The organism is Stenotrophomonas riyadhensis (assembly GCF_040256885.1).
GTDB classification, from domain to species: Bacteria; Pseudomonadota; Gammaproteobacteria; order Xanthomonadales; family Xanthomonadaceae; genus Stenotrophomonas; species Stenotrophomonas riyadhensis.
Genome location: NZ_CP155568.1, coordinates 1,066,168 through 1,082,387, shown reverse-complemented (window position 1 = coordinate 1,082,387; position 16,220 = coordinate 1,066,168). Strand labels below are relative to the sequence as shown.

Below are 16,220 nucleotides of genomic sequence, written 5' to 3'. Positions count from 1 at the left end.
GCCATGCTGCTGCACATTCCCGACGTGCTTTCACCCCAGGACGTGGCGCAGGCACGCAGGCGACTCGACGCTGCAGACTGGACCGACGGTCGCGAGACCGTCGGTGCACAGGGCGCGATGGTCAAGCACAATCTGCAGCTACCCGATGCATCTCCCCTGAAGGCGGAGCTGGGCAGGGACCTACTGGCCGCGCTGAGCCGCAGCCCCTTGTTCTTTGCTGCCGCGCTGCCCCTGAAGATCCTGCCGCCGCGTTTCAACCGCTACAGCGGGGGCGGCACCTATGGCTTCCATGTCGATGGCGCGGTGATGAACCTGGCCAACGGCGAACAGCTGCGCTCGGACATCTCCTGCACCCTGTTCCTGTCCGATCCGGACGAATACGAAGGCGGCGAGCTGATCATCAGCGATACCTACGGCGAGCACGAGGTAAAGCTGCCGGCCGGCGACCTGATCGTGTATCCGTCCAGCAGCCTGCACCAGGTGCGGCCGGTCACCCGCGGTGCGCGCGTGGCCTCGTTCTTCTGGGTACAGAGCATGATCCGCGACGATGTGCAGCGCCGCCTGCTGTGGGAAATGGATGGCTCGATCGAGCGCCTGCGGCAGACCGGCGGTGACGCCGAGGCGGTGCTGCAGCTGACCGGCGTGTACCACAACCTGCTGCGACGCTGGAGCGAAGTCTGAGCCACATCCGGCCGACCCGCGACAATTTGGCAATCATTCTCATTTGCAACAGCTAACAGCTCTCATTACAATCGCGCCCCGTTGATGCCGGCCGCTGCCGGCAGACCCCTGGGGACCCCTGCTTGCTGCGCCCGCTTCGCCCTCGCCCACTCATCCATCGCAAGATGGGCACCGCCATGCGCGGTCAGCGTCCTGCGCTGGCCAGCCTGCTGGCGTGGGTGGCGATGCTGGCTTTGCTGCTGGGCACCCTGCCGCTGCTGCCACACGGCCAGGCCGGAATGGCCGTGCAGATGCCGCTGGAAGAGCGCGGTGGCGAAGCGTCCCCGCAGGAAGAAGCACCGGCCAAACTGCGCCGCTGTGCTGCCGCCCCGGTGAAATCGGCCGAGAAGGCGCGCCCGCCGCTGCTGCTGGCCAGCCAATGGCTGCGCACCGAGCTTGAACTCGTACCCGCCACGCCGGCCATGCCCGGCGTGCGCCCGGACTGGCCGCTGGCCGCTCCGGACACGCCCTGGGCCGACGCGCCCGGGCGCCGCCAGCAACGCGGCCAGGCGCCGCCGCTCGCCTGATTCACGGCCCCGCGTGACCGCCTGCGCGGTCGTGCCCGCACGCCGCTGCCTGCTTCATCCCTGCCGCCCCTGACCGGGCCTCCCCGTGCATGCCGCGCCGTTCGCGCCTGGCATTGCACCACCCTGCATCCTTCGAGGTTACTGCCATGGCCCAGCGCCATCGTGTCCGTTCGTCCCTGTCCCGTACCCTGCTGACCAGCGCCGTGCTGGCGGCCATGACCGCTCCTGCCTTCGCCCACGGTGACGCTTCCGGCGCGCCACAGACGCTGGACAAGGTGGTGGTCACCGCCTCCGGCTTCGAGCAGAAGGTGGTCGACGCCCCGGCCAGCATCAGCGTGGTCAGCCGCGAAGAACTCAGCAAGCGCCCCTACACCAACCTGGTCGACGCGCTGCGCGACGTCGAAGGCATCGACGTCGGCCTGGAAGCCAGCGACAAGAACGGTCGTGCCACCATCTCGATGCGTGGCCTGCCCTCCGAATACACGCTGGTACTGATCGATGGCCGCCGCCAGAGCAATGTCGGCCAGCTGTATCCGAACAACTTCGGCGGTGGCCAGTTCGCCTACCTGCCGCCGCTGGATGCCATCGAGCGCATCGAAGTGGTGCGCGGCCCGATGTCCACGCTGTACGGCTCGGATGCAATGGGCGGCGTGATCAACATCATCACCCGACGCAACCAGGACAGCTGGCACGGCGCCGTGACCCAGGGCTTCACCGTGCAGCAGGACGATCAGTTCGGCGATGCACGCACCACCGACGTCTACCTCAGTGGCCCGCTGCTGAAGGACCGCCTGAGCCTGGCGGTGCGCGGCAGCTACTACGACGCCAAGGCCTCCAACCCGGAATGGGAGGCGCTGACCCTGCCCGACGGCAGCCTGTGGGAGCGCAGCATCGGCTTCGGTGGCGGTGGCAAGTCGGTGGCCAACACCAACTGGAACACCGGCGTACGCCTGGACTTCCGCGTCAACGACGATCACGAACTGTGGCTGGACTACGACGTGTCGCGGCAGAAGTACGACAACAGCGAAGGCCAGACCGGCACGCTGGACAGCCTGGCCAGCCTGTGGCGCGTCGGCAATGCGGTCATCCCCAACCCGAACGGCAGCGGCACCGTCACCCGCCGCGTGGTGCAGCCACGCGTGGGTTACACCGCCTACCAGCGCTACGAGCGCGACCAGCTGTCGCTGACCCACCAGGGCCGCTACAGCTTCGGCACCTGGCAGACCTCGTTGACCCACAGCAAGAGCAGCAACCTGGGCCGCTCGCTGCCGCTGACCCTGGACGAACGCGCCAACCTGCAGACCCTGTGGAACGACGTCTGCCGCCGCACCGGCGGCGCCAACAACTGCGCGGCCGGCCGTGGCAATGCACTGGCCGCCCTCAACCCGAGTGAAATGGCACGCCTGCAGGCATTCCTGCCGCGTCCGCTGCGCACCATGGAGCTGGAAGGCTACGTGCTCGACACCATGCTCGACCTCGACTTCGGCGCGCACAAGCTGACCGTCGGCGGCCAGTACAACGACACCGACATGATCGACGGTGTGTTCGGCATGGATGGCGCCGGCTACCGCAGCAACACCAAGCAGAAGCACCGCATGTGGGCGCTGTTCGCCGAGGACAACTGGTCGCTGACCGACACCCTTACCGCCACCTTCGGCCTGCGCTACGACGACCACAACGTGTTCGGCAGCCATGTCAGCCCGCGCGGCTACCTGGTGTGGAACGCCACTGACGCCTGGACCTTCAAGGGTGGTGTCAGCACCGGCTACAAGACCCCGCGACCGGATCAGCTGTTCCCGGGCATCACCGGCTTCGGTGGCCAGGGCGTGCTGCCGCTGGTGGGTTCGCCGAACCTGAAGCCTGAAACCAGCACCAACTACGAGCTGGCCGCGTACTACGAAGGCCAGCGCTGGGGCTTCAATGTCACCGGCTTCTTCAACAAATTCGAGGACAAGATCGCCAGCGGCGGCACCTTCCCGAACTGCGAAGTGGCCCGCGCCGGCAGCGGCTACTGCGTGGACATCGGCCCGGGCTGGGCGGCACTGGGCTACAGCACCTTCACCCAGAGCGTGAACATCGACAAGGCCGAGACCCGCGGCGCGGAACTGGCCGGCCACGTCGACCTGCTCGACACCCTGCAGCTGCGCGGCAACTACACCTGGACCAAGAGCGAGCAGACCAGCGGCCCCGACAAGGGACGCCCGATCTCAGGCACCACGCCGGCAAAGCACATGGCCAACGCCAGCCTCAACTGGCAGATCAACGATGCGATCAGCCTGTCGCTGATCGGCGAGGGCCGCTACGACCGCTATCGCGACACGCTGATCGACAGCACCGGCGCCCGCCATGTCCGCTACTACGAGGACTACACGATCTTCCACCTGGGGGGCAGCTGGAAGGCCACGCCCTGGCTGACGGTCAACGCGCGGGTCAACAACCTGTTCGACAAGGACTTCGTCTCGCAGTCGTGCCTGCTGCTCAATCCCAGCGAGTTCAGCTGCGTGGACGACTACGCGACCAAGGACCAGCGCCGCAGCTACTGGATCTCGCTCAACGCGAAGTTCTGATCTCTGCGCACCGGTAGTGCCGGCCGCTGGCCGGCAATCCCCCAGGGATACAGAACGATACGCAATTGCGAGCTATTCTCATCAATGATGTAATGGGCAGTCCCCGTCAGCCCCGAACCGTGCCGTGAGCCGTCCTGCCTCCTCCACCGTGCAGCAGCAACAGAACCGTGGCTTCTGGCTGCGGACGCTGCACCAGTGGCACTGGATCAGTTCGGCGGTGTGCCTGATCGGCATGCTGCTGTTCGCGGTGACCGGCCTGACCCTCAACCATGCGGCGAAGATCGAGGCCAAGCCCCAGGTGCAGAACCAGCATCTGGAACTGCCCGCCGAACTGCTGGGCCAACTGGGCACGCGCGAAGACGGCAACGCGCCGATTCCGCGCCCGGCACGGCAATGGCTGGACACGCAGCTAGGCATCGCCATCGGCGGGCGCCCGGCCGAGTGGTCGGCCGAAGAGATCTACCTGTCGCTGCCGCGCCCCGGCGGCGACGCCTGGCTGAGCATCGATCGCGAGACCGGCGCGGTGGAGTACGAATCAACCTCGCGCGGCGCGGTGTCCTACCTCAACGACCTGCACAAGGGCCGCAATGCCGGCCCGGCATGGGGTTGGTTCCTGGACCTGTTCGCCGTGGCCTGCCTGGTGTTCTGCATCACCGGCCTGTTCCTGCTGCACCTGCATGCACGGCAGCGGCGCATGACCTGGCCGCTGGTCGGCCTCGGCCTGATGATTCCGCTGCTGATCGCCCTGCTGCTGATCCACTGACGTCCCCCCATGAATTCCATCCGTTTCTCCGGAGCCGCCCCATGCGCGTCACCCTGACCATCGCCCTCAGCGGCCTGCTGGCCACCTCGCCGGCCTACGCCACCACCCTCGACATCAACGTCGAAGTGCCCAAGCTCAACGTGGCCGAGTACCACCGCCCGTACGTGGCGGTGTGGCTGGAAGGCGCCGACCAGAAGGTCGCGGCCAACCTGTCGGTCTGGTACCAGCAGACCAGCAACAGCGAAGGCCACGGCACCAAGTGGCTGCCCGACCTGCGCCAGTGGTGGCGCAAGAGCGGCCGCACCCTGCAGGTGCCGGTGGACGGCGTGACCGGCCCGACCCGCCCGGCCGGCAAGCACGCGCTGTCGTTCAACGACAGGCAGCCGGCGCTGAAGCAGCTGGCCCCCGGCAACTACACCCTGGTGGTGGAAGCAGTGCGCGAAGTCGGCGGCCGTGAACTGCTGAAGATCCCCTTCACCTGGCCGGCCACCGCCGCGCAGAACGGCAAGGCGCAGGGCGCCACCGAACTGGGCCAGGTCACCCTCGCCGTCAAACCCTGACCGCCTGACCCGGGGTCGGATCCCTTTCCATCGGAAAGGGCTCTGACCCCATCGCCCTATCCCCCGGGGTCAGAGCCCTTTCCGATGGAAAGGGATCCGACCCCTTCCAACTGGAGTCTTCCGCATGAAGCGCACGCTCGTCCTCGCCGCCGCCCTGGCCGCTGCCCTTCCCTTCTCCGCCCTGGCCCACAAGGCCTGGCTGCTGCCCTCGCAGACCGTGATCGCCGGCAACGCGCCGTGGATCACCGTCGACGGTGCGGTCTCCAACGACCTGTTCTACTTCAACCACGTGCCGCTGCGCCTGGAATCGGTGGTGATCACCGCACCGGATGGCAGCACCGTGCAGCCGCAGAACGCGTCCACCGGCAAGTACCGCAGCGTGTTCGATGTCGAGCTGAAGCAGCCGGGCACCTACCGCATTGCGTCGGTCAATGACGGCCTGTTCGCCACCTACGAGCAGAACGGCGAGCGCAAGCGCTGGCGCGGCAGCGTGGCTACCTTCGGCGAACTGCCGAAAGACGCGAAGAAGCTGGAAGTGAGCCAGTCGGTCGGCCGCGTGGAGACCTTCGTCACCAACGGCGCGCCGAACGATACTGCGCTGAAGCCGACCAACCGTGGCATCGAGCTGGTCGCCGTCGGCCACCCGAACGATCTGTTCGCCGGCGAGGAAGCCACCTTCCGCGTGCTGGTCGATGGCAAGCCGACCGCCGGCCTGGAGTTCGAGATCGTGCGTGGCGCCACCCGCTACCGCAACGCGCAGGACGAGCTGAAGCTGACCAGCGATGCCAAGGGCGAGATCAAGGTGACCTGGCCGGAAGCCGGCATGTACTGGCTGGAGACCGGCACCGAAGACAACAAGACGTCGGTGAAGCAGGCCGCCAAGCGCCGCCTGAGCTACGTCGCCACGCTGGAAGTGCTGCCGCAGTAATGACGTGGACCGCGATGCCGGGCAGGCCCCGGCATCGCCGCCGCAACGCATCACCATGACCGATTCCCTGCTCGACATCGCCCGCCTCGGCGGCACCACCATGGGCACCTCCTGGAGCGTGTCGCTGGTCGCGCCGCGCCAGCGCGACCTGCACCCGCTGCATGCCGGCATCCAGGCGCGGCTGGATGAAGTGGTCGCGCAGATGAGCACCTGGGAGCCCGGCTCGGATCTAAGCCGCTACAACCGCACCAACACAGGCCAATGGTGCGTGCTGCCCGCCGAAACGCGCCACGTTGTGGCCTGCGCACAGGCCATCGCTTCCGCCAGTGACGGCGCCTTTGATCCCACCATCGGTCCGCTGGTTGCACTGTGGGGCTTCGGTGCACATGCCGCTGAACGCCGGCAGCCCGACGACGCTACCCTGCAGGCCACGCGCGATCGCTGCGGTTGGCAGCGCCTGCAGTGGCAGGACGATGCGCTGCTGCAACCGGGCGGACTGGAACTGGATCTCTCTGCGATCGCCAAGGGCTTTGGCGTCGACCATGTCGCTGCGTGGCTGCGCACACAGGGCATCACTGCCGCGCTGATCGAAGTCGGTGGCGAGCTGGCCGGCTACGGTCGCAAACCGGACGGCCAGCCGTGGCGCGTGCTGGTGGAATCCGCACCGGAAGAAGACGTGCACACCGATACCCCGCCACGGGTGCTGGCGCTGGACGGCAAGGCGGTGGCGACTTCCGGCGATCGCTGGCACCAGTACCAGGCCGGTGGCGAGGCCTACAGCCACAGTCTCGACCCGCGTACGGGCAGGCCGGTGCGGCAGGTTGCCGCGGCAGTAACTGTGGTGGCCGACGACGCCATGCGCGCCGATGCCTGGGCCACCGCACTGACCGTGCTGGGTCGCGAACAGGGCATGGCGCTGGCCGAACGCGAAGGACTGGCTGCACGCTACCTGCAACGCACCGCAGAAGGCCCGCAGGAATTTCTCAGCAGCGCCTTCCAGCGCCTGCTCGACGGGCAGGACGCATGAGCGCACGTCCATCGCGCGCGTGGCTCGGCAACACTCTGGTCCTGCTCCTGCTGGCGCTGATCGGTTGGGCGCTGCTGCGCCTGCATCTCGGCGAAGCCTGGTGGCAGGGCGCGCCACCGGTGCGGCACGCGCAGATCGCGGGAATCGCCACGGCGCTGTACGCGCTGGCCTGCGCTGCACTGTGGTGGCGAGGGCGCCCGCGCGACGATGCCACAACCGGTGACAGGCCCCCGATCCTGCTGGTCTGGTCCAGCCAGACCGGCTTCGCCCGTGAACTCGCCGAGCGCAGCGCCGAGGCCCTGCGCGGTGCCGGCGTGCCAGTGCGTGTGCGCGGACTGCATGAGGTGGATGCAGCACTGCTGGCTTCCAGCCAGCGCGCGTTGTTCATCGCCAGCACCACCGGTGAGGGTGACCCGCCCGACCACGCCCTGCCGTTCCTGCGCGGGGTGATGGCCACCCCGCCCCCGCTGCAGCACCTGCACTACGGCGTGCTCGCGCTGGGCGACCGCAGCTATGGCCACTTCTGCGGATTCGGCCACCAGCTGGACACTTGGCTGCGCCAGCATGGCGCGCATCCGCTGTTCGACGCGATCGAAGTCGACAACGCCGATCCGGCGGCACTGCGCCATTGGCAGCAGCTGCTGGGACAACTTGGCGGCGGCGCCAGTGAACTGCCCGACTGGAGCCCGGCCGAGTATCAGCCGTGGACGCTGCTGCAACGCGAGCATCTGAATCCGGGCAGCCCCGGTGGTCCGGTGTATTGGTTGCGCCTGCAGCCACCGCCTGGCGTCGATGTGCAGTGGCAGGCCGGTGACATCGCCGAGATCGGCCCGCAGCACCCACGCCACAGCGCGCGCGCCTGGCTCGATGCACAGGGCTTCAATGCCGACACGGTGCTGGATGACGGGCAGGCGTTGCTGGCCCGTATCGAGCGCTCGCACCTGCCCTCACTGGTTCCACCCGGCGACCTGCCTGCGTTGCTGGCGACCCTGCAGCCACTGCCCCATCGCGAGTATTCCATCGCCTCGGTGATGGCCGACGGTGCGGTTGAGCTGCTGCTGCGCCGCCAACTGCGCGCTGACGGTACACCCGGCATCGGCAGCGGCTGGCTGTGCGACCACGCTGCCATCGGCGAACCGGTACAGCTGCGTCTGCGCCGCAACGACAATTTCCAGGGCGTGCCCGCCGATGTGCCGCTGCTGCTGATCGGCAACGGCACCGGCATCGCCGGCCTGCGCGCGCACCTGCACGAACGTGCCCAGCAGGGCGCGCGCCGTACCTGGCTGCTGTTCGGCGAGCGCACCGCCGCGCACGACTTCCATTTCGGCGAAGAATTGCAGGCGATGCTGGTAGACGGCTCGCTGGCGCGGCTGGATGCAGTGTTCAGCCGCGACGGCGACGCGCATCGCTATGTGCAGGACCGGCTGCTGGCCGAAGCGGCAGCGCTGCACCAGTGGGTGGATGAAGGCGCGACAATCCTGGTCTGCGGCAGCCTGCAGGGCATGGCACCGGCCGTGGATGCAGTGATCGAGCAGGTGCTGGGTACCGCGGGCAAAGAAGCGCTGTTGCTGGCCGGTCGTTACCGGCGCGATGTGTATTGAGGCCACCGCATCCACACATGGCGTGGATGTACTGCTCCACTTCGGCGGATGCGAATCGCCTTCTGGCGGATGCGAATCGCCTTCTGGTGGGTGCGAACCGATTTCTGGTGGGTGCGAACCTTGGTTCGCACCATGACGCGGTATCGGCGGCCGCATCCACGCATGGCGTGGATCTACTGTAGAGCCGAGCCCATGCTCGGCTGACCTCACCGCAGCCGAGCATGGGCTCGGCTCTACACGGTCATGCCATCGTCGCCGCACTCACCCGGATCGCCAGCAACTCGCCCCCACCCTGCAACGCATGGCGTTGCCGTTCACCGGCCGCCAACCACGCAGTGTCTCCCGCCTGCAGCGCCGGCAAACCACTGTCGGCACCAAACTCCGCCTGGCCGGCCAGCAGATGCAGCGCCCAGGCCACGCCCGGTTCGCAGAAGAAGAACATCGTGCCCACCAGCGGCCGGTGCAGCAGTTCGGCCTGCAGCAACTCGCGCTTCCACATCAGGTTGAAGTCGTGGGTGGTGCCATCGACCAGTTCGCCGTGCAGCGCGTCCTCGCCGGCAAAGCGCACGCGCCCGTGCGGCGGCAGAACCTCGGCCACACGGCCATCCTCGAAACGAAGACGCACACCATTGCCCTGCAGCAACACCAGTTCGCGCTCCACGCCGGGGAAGGCAGAGAACGCGGCATCCTGTTCGATTTCGGCCACCGACAGGCGCAGCGCCCAGTCATCCCCCTGCGCGGGCAGGCGCAGAATCTCGCGGGTCCAACCCAGGCCGTTGCGCCAACGTTCGCGGCGATAGTCCAGGCTGGAGATTACCTGGCTCGGAGTGTGCAGCAGGGAGTCGATGTTCATCGGCGCATTGCATCATGCCGCGCGCTGTCATGCATCACCGCGTGGCGAGCGTGCCCTGGCCACCGCACTCGCCGCCCAGCAGCTGCGAGTGCTTCAGCCAGTCCTGGTCGGGGTAGTAGGCGAACACCATCGTGCCGCCGCGCAATGCGTCGATCAGCTGCTTGGCCACCGACAGGCGTACCGCAGGGCAGCCCAGGCTGCGGCCGAGCCGTCCCTGCAGCTGCGCGGTCGCCGGGTTCACGTAGGGGGCGCCATGGATGACGATGGCGCGTTCGCGCGCGCGGTCGTTGAAGCCCGGCTCCAGCCCGGCCAGGCGCAGCGAATACCCATTGCCGCCCATGTAGGTCTCCTGCGCGGTGAACGCGCCGAGGCTGGACATGAAGCTGCCATCGCGGTTGGAGAAGTGTTCGGTGCGGTTCTCACCGCTGTTGCGGCCATGCGCCACCCATTCCTCGAACAGCAGGCGCTGGTGGGCCAGGTCGAACACCCACAGACGCGGCTCGGTGGACGGCCGCGAATAATCGATCACGCTGAGGCGATCACCATTGATGCCCAGCTCCGGCCGCTGCAGCGCGCAGCGCATGGCGTGCGCCGCCAGCTGCAACACGTGGCGGTCGGCCTTGGGCGCACTGCGCGACAGCAGGGCAGCCAGATCATCGGCACTGGTGGCGAGGGCGGGCGTCTGTGCCAGCGCCGGGGCGCTGGCCGAGGTCGCCAGCAGGCCGAACGCGGCCAGCCGGCACAGGCGGGATGCAGTCATGGGCACAACAAGAGACTCAGTTGCCCTTGAGGGTGGACCCTGGCGGCTCGGATTCCAAGACCGGCTGCATTCCGGATTCAGCCGGGCTTGGGCGGACCGCCGGCAGCGAGGTCACCAGCAGGGTCGTGCCCGGTACCAGCACCTGGTACAGCTGGCGGGCGAAATCGGCCGGCAGCGCCATCGGCAGCGAGGGCGTGGCCAGCAGGTCCGGGGTTGCCTGGGCACGGTCCTGGCCCAGCAGCGGATAGGCTGTCCACTGGTGCAGGCGCTGGTTCGCGTCCAACGGGCTGGGCGTATCGCTGTAGCCCTGCCCCATCACGAACAGGGTGGTGCCCTGGAACGCCGGCAGGGCGTCGGCCTTCAGCGGCGACTCGCCGATCATCACGCCATCGCGCAGCACGTACAGGCGCTGGTCGTGCAGGCTGACCAGGATGCCGACCTGCCCGGCCGGGGCCGCGCTGTCATCCCACCAGGCCTGCGCCGGCGCCCCGCCCTCGGTCTCCGGCAGGGCCTGGCCGCGCGCGTTGACCGGTGCCAGCACCGACGGATAGGCCAGCGTCATCGGCGAGCTCTTGGCATCGGCCACGACCACGGTATCGCCGCGCTGGGTTTCACTGAACAGCTTCTGCGCGAAGGCCTGCGGCAGCCGCACGCAGCCATGCGAGGCCGGATGACCGGGCAGGCTGCCGCCATGCAGGGCGATGCCATCCCAGGTCAACCGCTGCATGTACGGCATCGGCGCGCTGTTGTAGAGGTTGGACTTGTGGTCCTTGTCCTTCTGCAGGATGGTGAACACACCGGTCGGCGTCTCATGCCCGGCCTTGCCCGAGCTGATCGTGGTCAGGCCGATGGCAATGCCGTTGCGGTAGACGTAGGCGCGCTGCTCATCGAGGCTGACCACCAGCACGATCGGGCCGGTCGGCGAGATTTCCGGATGCCACAGGTATTCGCCCGGCTTGAGATCGGTCGGCCCGCGCACGTCGGCGCTGCCGGCAGTGGCAGCTGCGGGCTTGGCAGCCGGCGTCGGCGCGGCAGCCTGGGCCAGCAGCGGCAGGGCCAGTGCAAGGGCGAGCATCAGGGTGGTGGGGCGGTGCGGAAACATCCAGCGGTGTCCTTTCCATGCGGAGCGGCCACCGTACACCATCGGCCCGTGGTGGCCACGGCAAAACCAGGCGCCGGAAATGAAACTGCCCGGCGACACAGCCATGTGTCGTACCGGGCAATCGTTACGTCCTTGTCGGCCTGCTGCCGCCCCCTCGCATCCTGCGCAGTGGGGGTAGCGATGCATCCTGCACGCGGCCGCGTCTGTCCTGTTTGTATCTCAGCCCCTTCCACAGGTCTGTGATGCCACCATCCTGGTGATTGGTGCCGCATCCTGCGGCGGTCGGTGGTCACGGACTTCCTGCCCGTGTCCGGTGAACCAGCCTCCTGCCGGTTCCGACGATTCCTGCTGTCAGCGCCTGGGTACGGTCCGCACCGGTACCGATCCGGGTACCGGATCCGCTGGCAACAGCCTGTTGCCTACGGTGATCCGCTGTCGATTCCGTTCGACGATTGCTTTCCCTATCCCCTTCACCTGCGTCAGGTCCTCGACGCGGTGAAACGGGCCGTGTCTGCGCCGGTGCTCGACGATTGCCTCGGCCTTGGCGGCTCCGACCATCGTCAATCCCTGCTGCAGCGCCTGGGCATCGGCGCGGTTGATGTCGATCGGTTCGGCGGCATGCGCCCCAGCGATCCCCACGACCAGCACCAGTGCCCTCAACACGACAAACCAAGGCACGACGTGTATCTCCCTGTGATTCTGGCCGTCCCGACCGGCAATCCCGTCGGCAGGAACAGTGTCCGTCACCACATGTGCACAGCCTATCGGTTTCCCGGATTTCCGTAAGCCAGCCAAATACCCGACGTGATGTAGGAAAAACCCTACCCGCAGCACAGGCGTAGAATGGGCGGATCAGCCCATGCAACTGGAGTTTCAGATGGACAGCGCCAAGCTCGGCCAATTCGTCAATGACAAGTGGGACAGCGAAATCGTCCCGCAGTTGGTCGACTACATCCGCATTCCCAACAAGTCGCCGATGTTCGACGCCAATTGGGTGCAGAACGGCTACATGGAACAGGCGGTCACCCTGATGGAGAACTGGGCCAAGGCCCAGCAGCTGCCCGGCCTGAAGGTTGAAGTGGTGCGCCTGGAAGGCCGTACCCCGCTGATCTTCCTGGAAATTCCGGCCACCGGCGCCGAAACCGGCGACGACACCATCCTGCTCTACGGCCACCTCGACAAGCAGCCGGAAATGACCGGCTGGGACGACGACCTCGGCCCGTGGACCCCGGTCCTGCGCGGCGACAAGCTGTATGGCCGCGGCGGCGCCGACGACGGCTACGCGATCTTCGGCTCGCTGGCTGCGGTACTGGCGCTGCAGGCCCAGGGCCTGCCGCACGCCCGCTGCGTGGTGCTGATCGAAGCCTGTGAAGAGTCGGGCAGCTATGACCTGCCGGCCTACGTCGACCATCTGGCCGACCGCATCGGCAAGCCGTCGCTGGTGGTCTGCCTGGATTCGGGCTGCGCCAACTACGACCAGCTGTGGTGCACCACCTCGCTGCGCGGCCTGACCGGCGGCAACTTCACTGTGAAGGTGCTCAATGAAGGCGTGCACTCCGGCGATGCCTCCGGCGTGGTGCCGTCCAGCTTCCGCCTGCTGCGCCAGCTGCTGTCGCGCATCGAGGACCAGGACACCGGCCGCATCCTGATCGACGGCATGAACGTTGAGATTCCGGCCGAGCGCCAGGAACAGGCCAAGCGCGCCGCGGAAGTGGTGGATACCGAGATCTTCGAGAAGTTCCCGATGGTCGACGGCCTGCGCCCGATGAACGAAGACCTGACCGAACTGGTGCTCAACCGCACCTGGCGTCCGGCACTGTCGGTCACCGGCGTGGGTGGCATGCCGGCGCTGGAATCGGCCGGCAACGTGCTGCGCCCGCAGACCTCGGTGAAGCTGTCGCTGCGCCTGCCGCCGACCGCCGATGGCAAGACCTGTGGCGAGCTGCTGAAGGAAGCGCTGCTGCGCGATCCGCCGAACGGCGCCCACGTCACCCTGGACCTGGAAAAGGCCTCCACCGGCTGGAACGCCCCGGCGATGGCGCCGTGGCTGACCCAGGCCATCGACGATGCCAGCCAGGCCTTCTTCGGCAAGCCGGCGATGTACATGGGCGAAGGCGGCTCGATCCCGTTCATGGGCATGCTGGGTGAGAAGTTCCCGGGCGCCCAGTTCATGATCACCGGCGTGCTCGGCCCGCACTCCAACGCGCACGGCCCGAACGAGTTCCTGCACATCCCGATGGGCAAGAAGGTCACCGCCTGCGTGTCCAAGGTGATCAGCGAGCACTACGCCGCCAGCCTGCGCGGCGAGACCAGCGGTTCGCCGGTGGCTGCCGACAGCGGCACCCGCCACGGCGACCACGGCTGCTGCTGATCCGGCACCCGTGACGGACGCAGCCTGGCCTTGCTAGGCTGCGTCCACACTCAAGCGGAATCCGCGCGCATGAATGGTCTGTTCGGCAGCAGCAGCTGGCTGTACATCCTGCTGGTTGGCTTCTTCGTCGGCCTGCTCGGGCGCTTCTTCATGCCCGGCAACAACCGCATGGGCTGCCTGCTGACCATCGTGCTGGGCATTCTCGGTGCCCTGCTGGCCGGCTGGTTCGGCCAGTACATGGGCTGGTACGCCCCCGGCGAACCGGCCGGTTTCCTCGGTGCGGTGGTGGGCGCGGTAGCCGTTCTTGCCGTCCTGCGCCTGTTCAGCGGCCGCCGCTGACGCCGCTCCCCCTTCCCTTCCTGTTGCCGACGTTGGCGCGCCCGGCGCGCCCGGATATGCCTGCATGACCGAACCCGCCTCTGATCCCCAGCGCAGCGCGCAGCGCCTGCAGTGGGCCCGTACCCAGCTCGATGATGCCAACGCGGTGGTCGAACGCGCCTCGGTCGATGCCGGCATGCGCAGCTACTGGCGCACCACCAGCACGCGCGGCAGCCACATCGTGATGGACGCCCCGCCGGGACTGGAAGATCCGCGGCCGTGGCTGCGCATGCGCGGCCTGCTGCACGACAACGGCCTGCGCGTGCCCGCGCTGCTGGCGCAGGACCTGGATGCCGGCTTCCTGCTGTTGGAAGATCTCGGCGGCCCGACCCTGGCCAGGATCCTCGACGAGCGCAATGCCGATGAATGGTTCGGCCGTTCGATCGAACAGCTGCTGCGCCTGCAGGCGATTCCGGTGCCGGCCGACTTCGGCCAGTTCGGTGAAGCGCTGCTGCAGCGCGATGCCGGCCTGTTCGACGAATGGTTCCTGCAGCGCCACCTGAAGCTGGAGCTGGACTGTGGCGAGATTGAAGGGCTGCAGCTGGTGCACCGCCGGTTGATGGACAACGCGCTGGGCCAGGCCCAGCTGATGACCCACCGCGATTACATGCCGCGCAACCTGATGCCGGTCGACGACGGCCCCGCGGTGCTGGATTTCCAGGACCTGGTGCGTGGCCCGATCGCCTACGATGCGATGAGCCTGTTCAAGGACGCGTTTCTGAGCTGGCCGCTGCAGCGCGTGGACGAGTGGCTGGCGCAGTACCACGAGCGTGCCCGCGACGCCGGCCTGCCGGTGCCCGACCGCGCCACCTTCCTGCGCGATGCCGACTGGATGGGCATCCAGCGCCACGTGAAGATCCTTGGCCTGTTCTGCCGCCTGCGCTACCGCGACAACAAGGGTCACTACCTGGACGATGCACCGCGCTTCATCACCTATCTGGATGAAGTGCTGCCGCGCTACCGCGAGCTGGCACCGCTGCAGCAACTGCTGGAAGACCGCATCAAGCCGGCGCTGGCCGAACTGTCCGCACCGATGCGCGTGGCCCGATGAAGGCACTGGTCTTTGCCGCTGGGCTGGGTGAGCGCATGCGCCCGCTGACCCTGCACACGCCCAAGCCGCTGCTGGACGTGGCTGGCAAGCCGTTGATCGTCTGGCACCTGGAACGCCTCGCGGCGCTGGGCATACGCGAGGTGGTGGTCAACACCGCATGGCTGGCCGAGCAGTTTCCGGCGACACTGGGCGATGGCAGCCAATGGGGCCTGCGCCTGCATTTCCTGTACGAAGGAGCGACCCCGCTGGAAACCGGCGGCGGCATCCTCAACGCGTTGCCGGCGCTGGGCGACGCCCCGTTCCTGGTCGTGAACGGCGACATCTGGACCGATTTCGATTTCGCCACGCTGCCGCGCGAGCCGCAGGGCCAGGCGCATCTGGTGCTGGTCGACAATCCGGTTCAGCACCCGGACGGTGACTACCGCCTGGATGCACAGGGCCTGCTGCACCACGACCGTGCAGGGCCTTGCCTGACCTATGCCGGCATCGGCGTGTACCGTCCTTCGATCGTGGCCGACTGGCGCGCGGTGATCGGCGATGCGCCGGGCAGCGAGCGGCTGCTGCCGAAGTTCTCGGTGGTGCCGCTGCAGAAGCACTTCATGGCGCAGGGATTGATGACGGGGCAGCACCATCGCGGGCGCTGGACCGATGTCGGGACCGTGGATCGCCTGCGCGCGCTGGATGCTGAGTTGGCGGCGAACGGCTGAGCCCCTCGTGGTTGGTCGCGTAGAGCGGATCGCGTGTTTGGCCGGTCGGGTGGGCCATGCAGGGGACGCTGCAAGTACGTCCATGTAAGCTCGATGGCGCCATCCATGGCGCCAACGCCCCTGCATGGCCCACCCGACCGGCCTCTGACAGTTTCCGTGGGCGTCCAGCCACGGAAAAGAAAAAAGAAAAGCAAAAGCGGGTCGCGTCGCTACGCTCGCTCTGGTGTCGACCAAGGTCGACACCCATCAACAGCAATGCAGTACGCAGTCCCGGCAGATCGCGGGAACCTGTCGAAGGCGGGGTG

16 protein-coding genes are annotated in these 16,220 nt (G+C 67.6%); 12 read left to right on the top strand and 4 right to left on the bottom strand.

The window, feature by feature from the left end; genetic code table 11:
* The first annotated feature begins 3 nt into the window (after positions 1-3).
* The 8 genes from SriyCCGPB3_RS05105 to SriyCCGPB3_RS05070 all read left to right on the top strand — a co-directional run bounded on the left by SriyCCGPB3_RS05105 (position 4) and on the right by SriyCCGPB3_RS05070 (position 8,693).
* A complete protein-coding gene (locus SriyCCGPB3_RS05105) occupies positions 4-681 on the top strand; it encodes a Fe2+-dependent dioxygenase (RefSeq protein WP_049463140.1) in 678 nt (225 codons plus the stop codon).
* 164 nt (positions 682-845) lie between these two features.
* The gene (locus SriyCCGPB3_RS05100; RefSeq protein ID WP_049463139.1) at positions 846-1,247 is read left to right on the top strand and encodes a hypothetical protein; all 402 of its coding nucleotides are present in this window, start codon (positions 846-848) and stop codon (positions 1,245-1,247) included.
* Between the two features lie 146 nt (positions 1,248-1,393).
* Positions 1,394-3,814 carry a TonB-dependent receptor domain-containing protein gene (locus SriyCCGPB3_RS05095; protein ID WP_350259935.1) on the top strand — a complete coding sequence of 807 codons (2,421 nt, stop codon included), beginning with the start codon at positions 1,394-1,396 and terminating at the stop codon, positions 3,812-3,814.
* A gap of 124 nt (positions 3,815-3,938) precedes the next feature.
* Positions 3,939-4,577, top strand: coding sequence for a PepSY-associated TM helix domain-containing protein (locus tag SriyCCGPB3_RS05090; RefSeq protein WP_110711460.1), 639 nt, complete (start codon positions 3,939-3,941; stop codon positions 4,575-4,577).
* A 41-nt stretch (positions 4,578-4,618) separates the two neighbouring features.
* A complete protein-coding gene (locus SriyCCGPB3_RS05085; RefSeq protein WP_005408420.1) occupies positions 4,619-5,137 on the top strand; it encodes a DUF2271 domain-containing protein in 519 nt (172 codons plus the stop codon).
* A gap of 124 nt (positions 5,138-5,261) precedes the next feature.
* Entirely contained in the window at positions 5,262-6,065 is an 804-nt protein-coding gene (locus tag SriyCCGPB3_RS05080; protein WP_032129250.1) for a DUF4198 domain-containing protein, read from the top strand.
* A gap of 55 nt (positions 6,066-6,120) precedes the next feature.
* Complete coding sequence (locus SriyCCGPB3_RS05075) at positions 6,121-7,092, top strand: FAD:protein FMN transferase (protein ID WP_350259934.1); 972 nt, start codon at positions 6,121-6,123, stop codon at positions 7,090-7,092.
* Entirely contained in the window at positions 7,089-8,693 is a 1,605-nt protein-coding gene (locus SriyCCGPB3_RS05070; protein WP_350259933.1) for a sulfite reductase subunit alpha, read from the top strand. The genes SriyCCGPB3_RS05075 and SriyCCGPB3_RS05070 overlap by 4 nt, the downstream gene beginning before the upstream one ends.
* A 241-nt stretch (positions 8,694-8,934) precedes the next feature.
* On the opposite strand, the gene SriyCCGPB3_RS05065 is transcribed toward SriyCCGPB3_RS05070, so the two are convergent.
* The 4 genes from SriyCCGPB3_RS05065 to SriyCCGPB3_RS05050 all read right to left on the bottom strand — a co-directional run bounded on the left by SriyCCGPB3_RS05065 (position 8,935) and on the right by SriyCCGPB3_RS05050 (position 12,086).
* Positions 8,935-9,546, bottom strand: coding sequence for a HutD/Ves family protein (locus tag SriyCCGPB3_RS05065; RefSeq protein ID WP_164162718.1), 612 nt, complete (start codon positions 9,544-9,546; stop codon positions 8,935-8,937).
* 34 nt (positions 9,547-9,580) lie between these two features.
* Complete coding sequence (locus SriyCCGPB3_RS05060; protein ID WP_350259932.1) at positions 9,581-10,306, bottom strand: murein L,D-transpeptidase catalytic domain family protein; 726 nt, start codon at positions 10,304-10,306, stop codon at positions 9,581-9,583.
* A gap of 16 nt (positions 10,307-10,322) precedes the next feature.
* Complete coding sequence (locus SriyCCGPB3_RS05055) at positions 10,323-11,408, bottom strand: L,D-transpeptidase (protein WP_110711452.1); 1,086 nt, start codon at positions 11,406-11,408, stop codon at positions 10,323-10,325.
* Positions 11,409-11,759: 351 nt separating this feature from the next.
* Positions 11,760-12,086 carry a ComEA family DNA-binding protein gene (locus tag SriyCCGPB3_RS05050; protein ID WP_014036262.1) on the bottom strand — a complete coding sequence of 109 codons (327 nt, stop codon included), beginning with the start codon at positions 12,084-12,086 and terminating at the stop codon, positions 11,760-11,762.
* Between the two features lie 199 nt (positions 12,087-12,285).
* Here SriyCCGPB3_RS05050 and SriyCCGPB3_RS05045 point away from each other — a divergent pair, with 199 nt between their 5' ends.
* The 4 genes from SriyCCGPB3_RS05045 (at position 12,286) to murU (ending at position 15,915) form a co-directional block, all read left to right on the top strand.
* Positions 12,286-13,779: a M20 family metallopeptidase gene (locus tag SriyCCGPB3_RS05045; protein ID WP_088024920.1), complete on the top strand. Its 1,494-nt coding sequence runs from the start codon at positions 12,286-12,288 to the stop codon at positions 13,777-13,779.
* A gap of 69 nt (positions 13,780-13,848) precedes the next feature.
* On the top strand, positions 13,849-14,118 hold the full coding sequence (locus SriyCCGPB3_RS05040) for a GlsB/YeaQ/YmgE family stress response membrane protein (protein WP_005415577.1): 270 nt from the start codon (positions 13,849-13,851) through the stop codon (positions 14,116-14,118).
* A 64-nt stretch (positions 14,119-14,182) separates the two neighbouring features.
* The gene (locus tag SriyCCGPB3_RS05035) at positions 14,183-15,208 is read left to right on the top strand and encodes an aminoglycoside phosphotransferase family protein (protein ID WP_350259931.1); all 1,026 of its coding nucleotides are present in this window, start codon (positions 14,183-14,185) and stop codon (positions 15,206-15,208) included.
* The gene (gene murU / locus SriyCCGPB3_RS05030) at positions 15,205-15,915 is read left to right on the top strand and encodes an N-acetylmuramate alpha-1-phosphate uridylyltransferase MurU (RefSeq protein WP_350259930.1); all 711 of its coding nucleotides are present in this window, start codon (positions 15,205-15,207) and stop codon (positions 15,913-15,915) included. Before SriyCCGPB3_RS05035 ends, murU begins: the two co-directional genes overlap by 4 nt.
* Positions 15,916-16,220: the final 305 nt, after the last annotated feature.

Coding starts and splice junctions, on each gene's coding strand:
- SriyCCGPB3_RS05105 (WP_049463140.1), top strand. CDS start 4: ATGCTGCTGCACATTCCCGACGTGCTTTCACCCCAGGACGTGGCGCAG.
- SriyCCGPB3_RS05100 (WP_049463139.1), top strand. CDS start 846: ATGGGCACCGCCATGCGCGGTCAGCGTCCTGCGCTGGCCAGCCTGCTG.
- SriyCCGPB3_RS05095 (WP_350259935.1), top strand. CDS start 1,394: ATGGCCCAGCGCCATCGTGTCCGTTCGTCCCTGTCCCGTACCCTGCTG.
- SriyCCGPB3_RS05085 (WP_005408420.1), top strand. CDS start 4,619: ATGCGCGTCACCCTGACCATCGCCCTCAGCGGCCTGCTGGCCACCTCG.
- SriyCCGPB3_RS05080 (WP_032129250.1), top strand. CDS start 5,262: ATGAAGCGCACGCTCGTCCTCGCCGCCGCCCTGGCCGCTGCCCTTCCC.
- SriyCCGPB3_RS05075 (WP_350259934.1), top strand. CDS start 6,121: ATGACCGATTCCCTGCTCGACATCGCCCGCCTCGGCGGCACCACCATG.
- SriyCCGPB3_RS05070 (WP_350259933.1), top strand. CDS start 7,089: ATGAGCGCACGTCCATCGCGCGCGTGGCTCGGCAACACTCTGGTCCTG.
- SriyCCGPB3_RS05065 (WP_164162718.1), bottom strand. CDS start 9,546: ATGAACATCGACTCCCTGCTGCACACTCCGAGCCAGGTAATCTCCAGC.
- SriyCCGPB3_RS05060 (WP_350259932.1), bottom strand. CDS start 10,306: ATGACTGCATCCCGCCTGTGCCGGCTGGCCGCGTTCGGCCTGCTGGCG.
- SriyCCGPB3_RS05055 (WP_110711452.1), bottom strand. CDS start 11,408: ATGTTTCCGCACCGCCCCACCACCCTGATGCTCGCCCTTGCACTGGCC.
- SriyCCGPB3_RS05045 (WP_088024920.1), top strand. CDS start 12,286: ATGGACAGCGCCAAGCTCGGCCAATTCGTCAATGACAAGTGGGACAGC.
- SriyCCGPB3_RS05040 (WP_005415577.1), top strand. CDS start 13,849: ATGAATGGTCTGTTCGGCAGCAGCAGCTGGCTGTACATCCTGCTGGTT.
- SriyCCGPB3_RS05035 (WP_350259931.1), top strand. CDS start 14,183: ATGACCGAACCCGCCTCTGATCCCCAGCGCAGCGCGCAGCGCCTGCAG.
- murU (WP_350259930.1), top strand. CDS start 15,205: ATGAAGGCACTGGTCTTTGCCGCTGGGCTGGGTGAGCGCATGCGCCCG.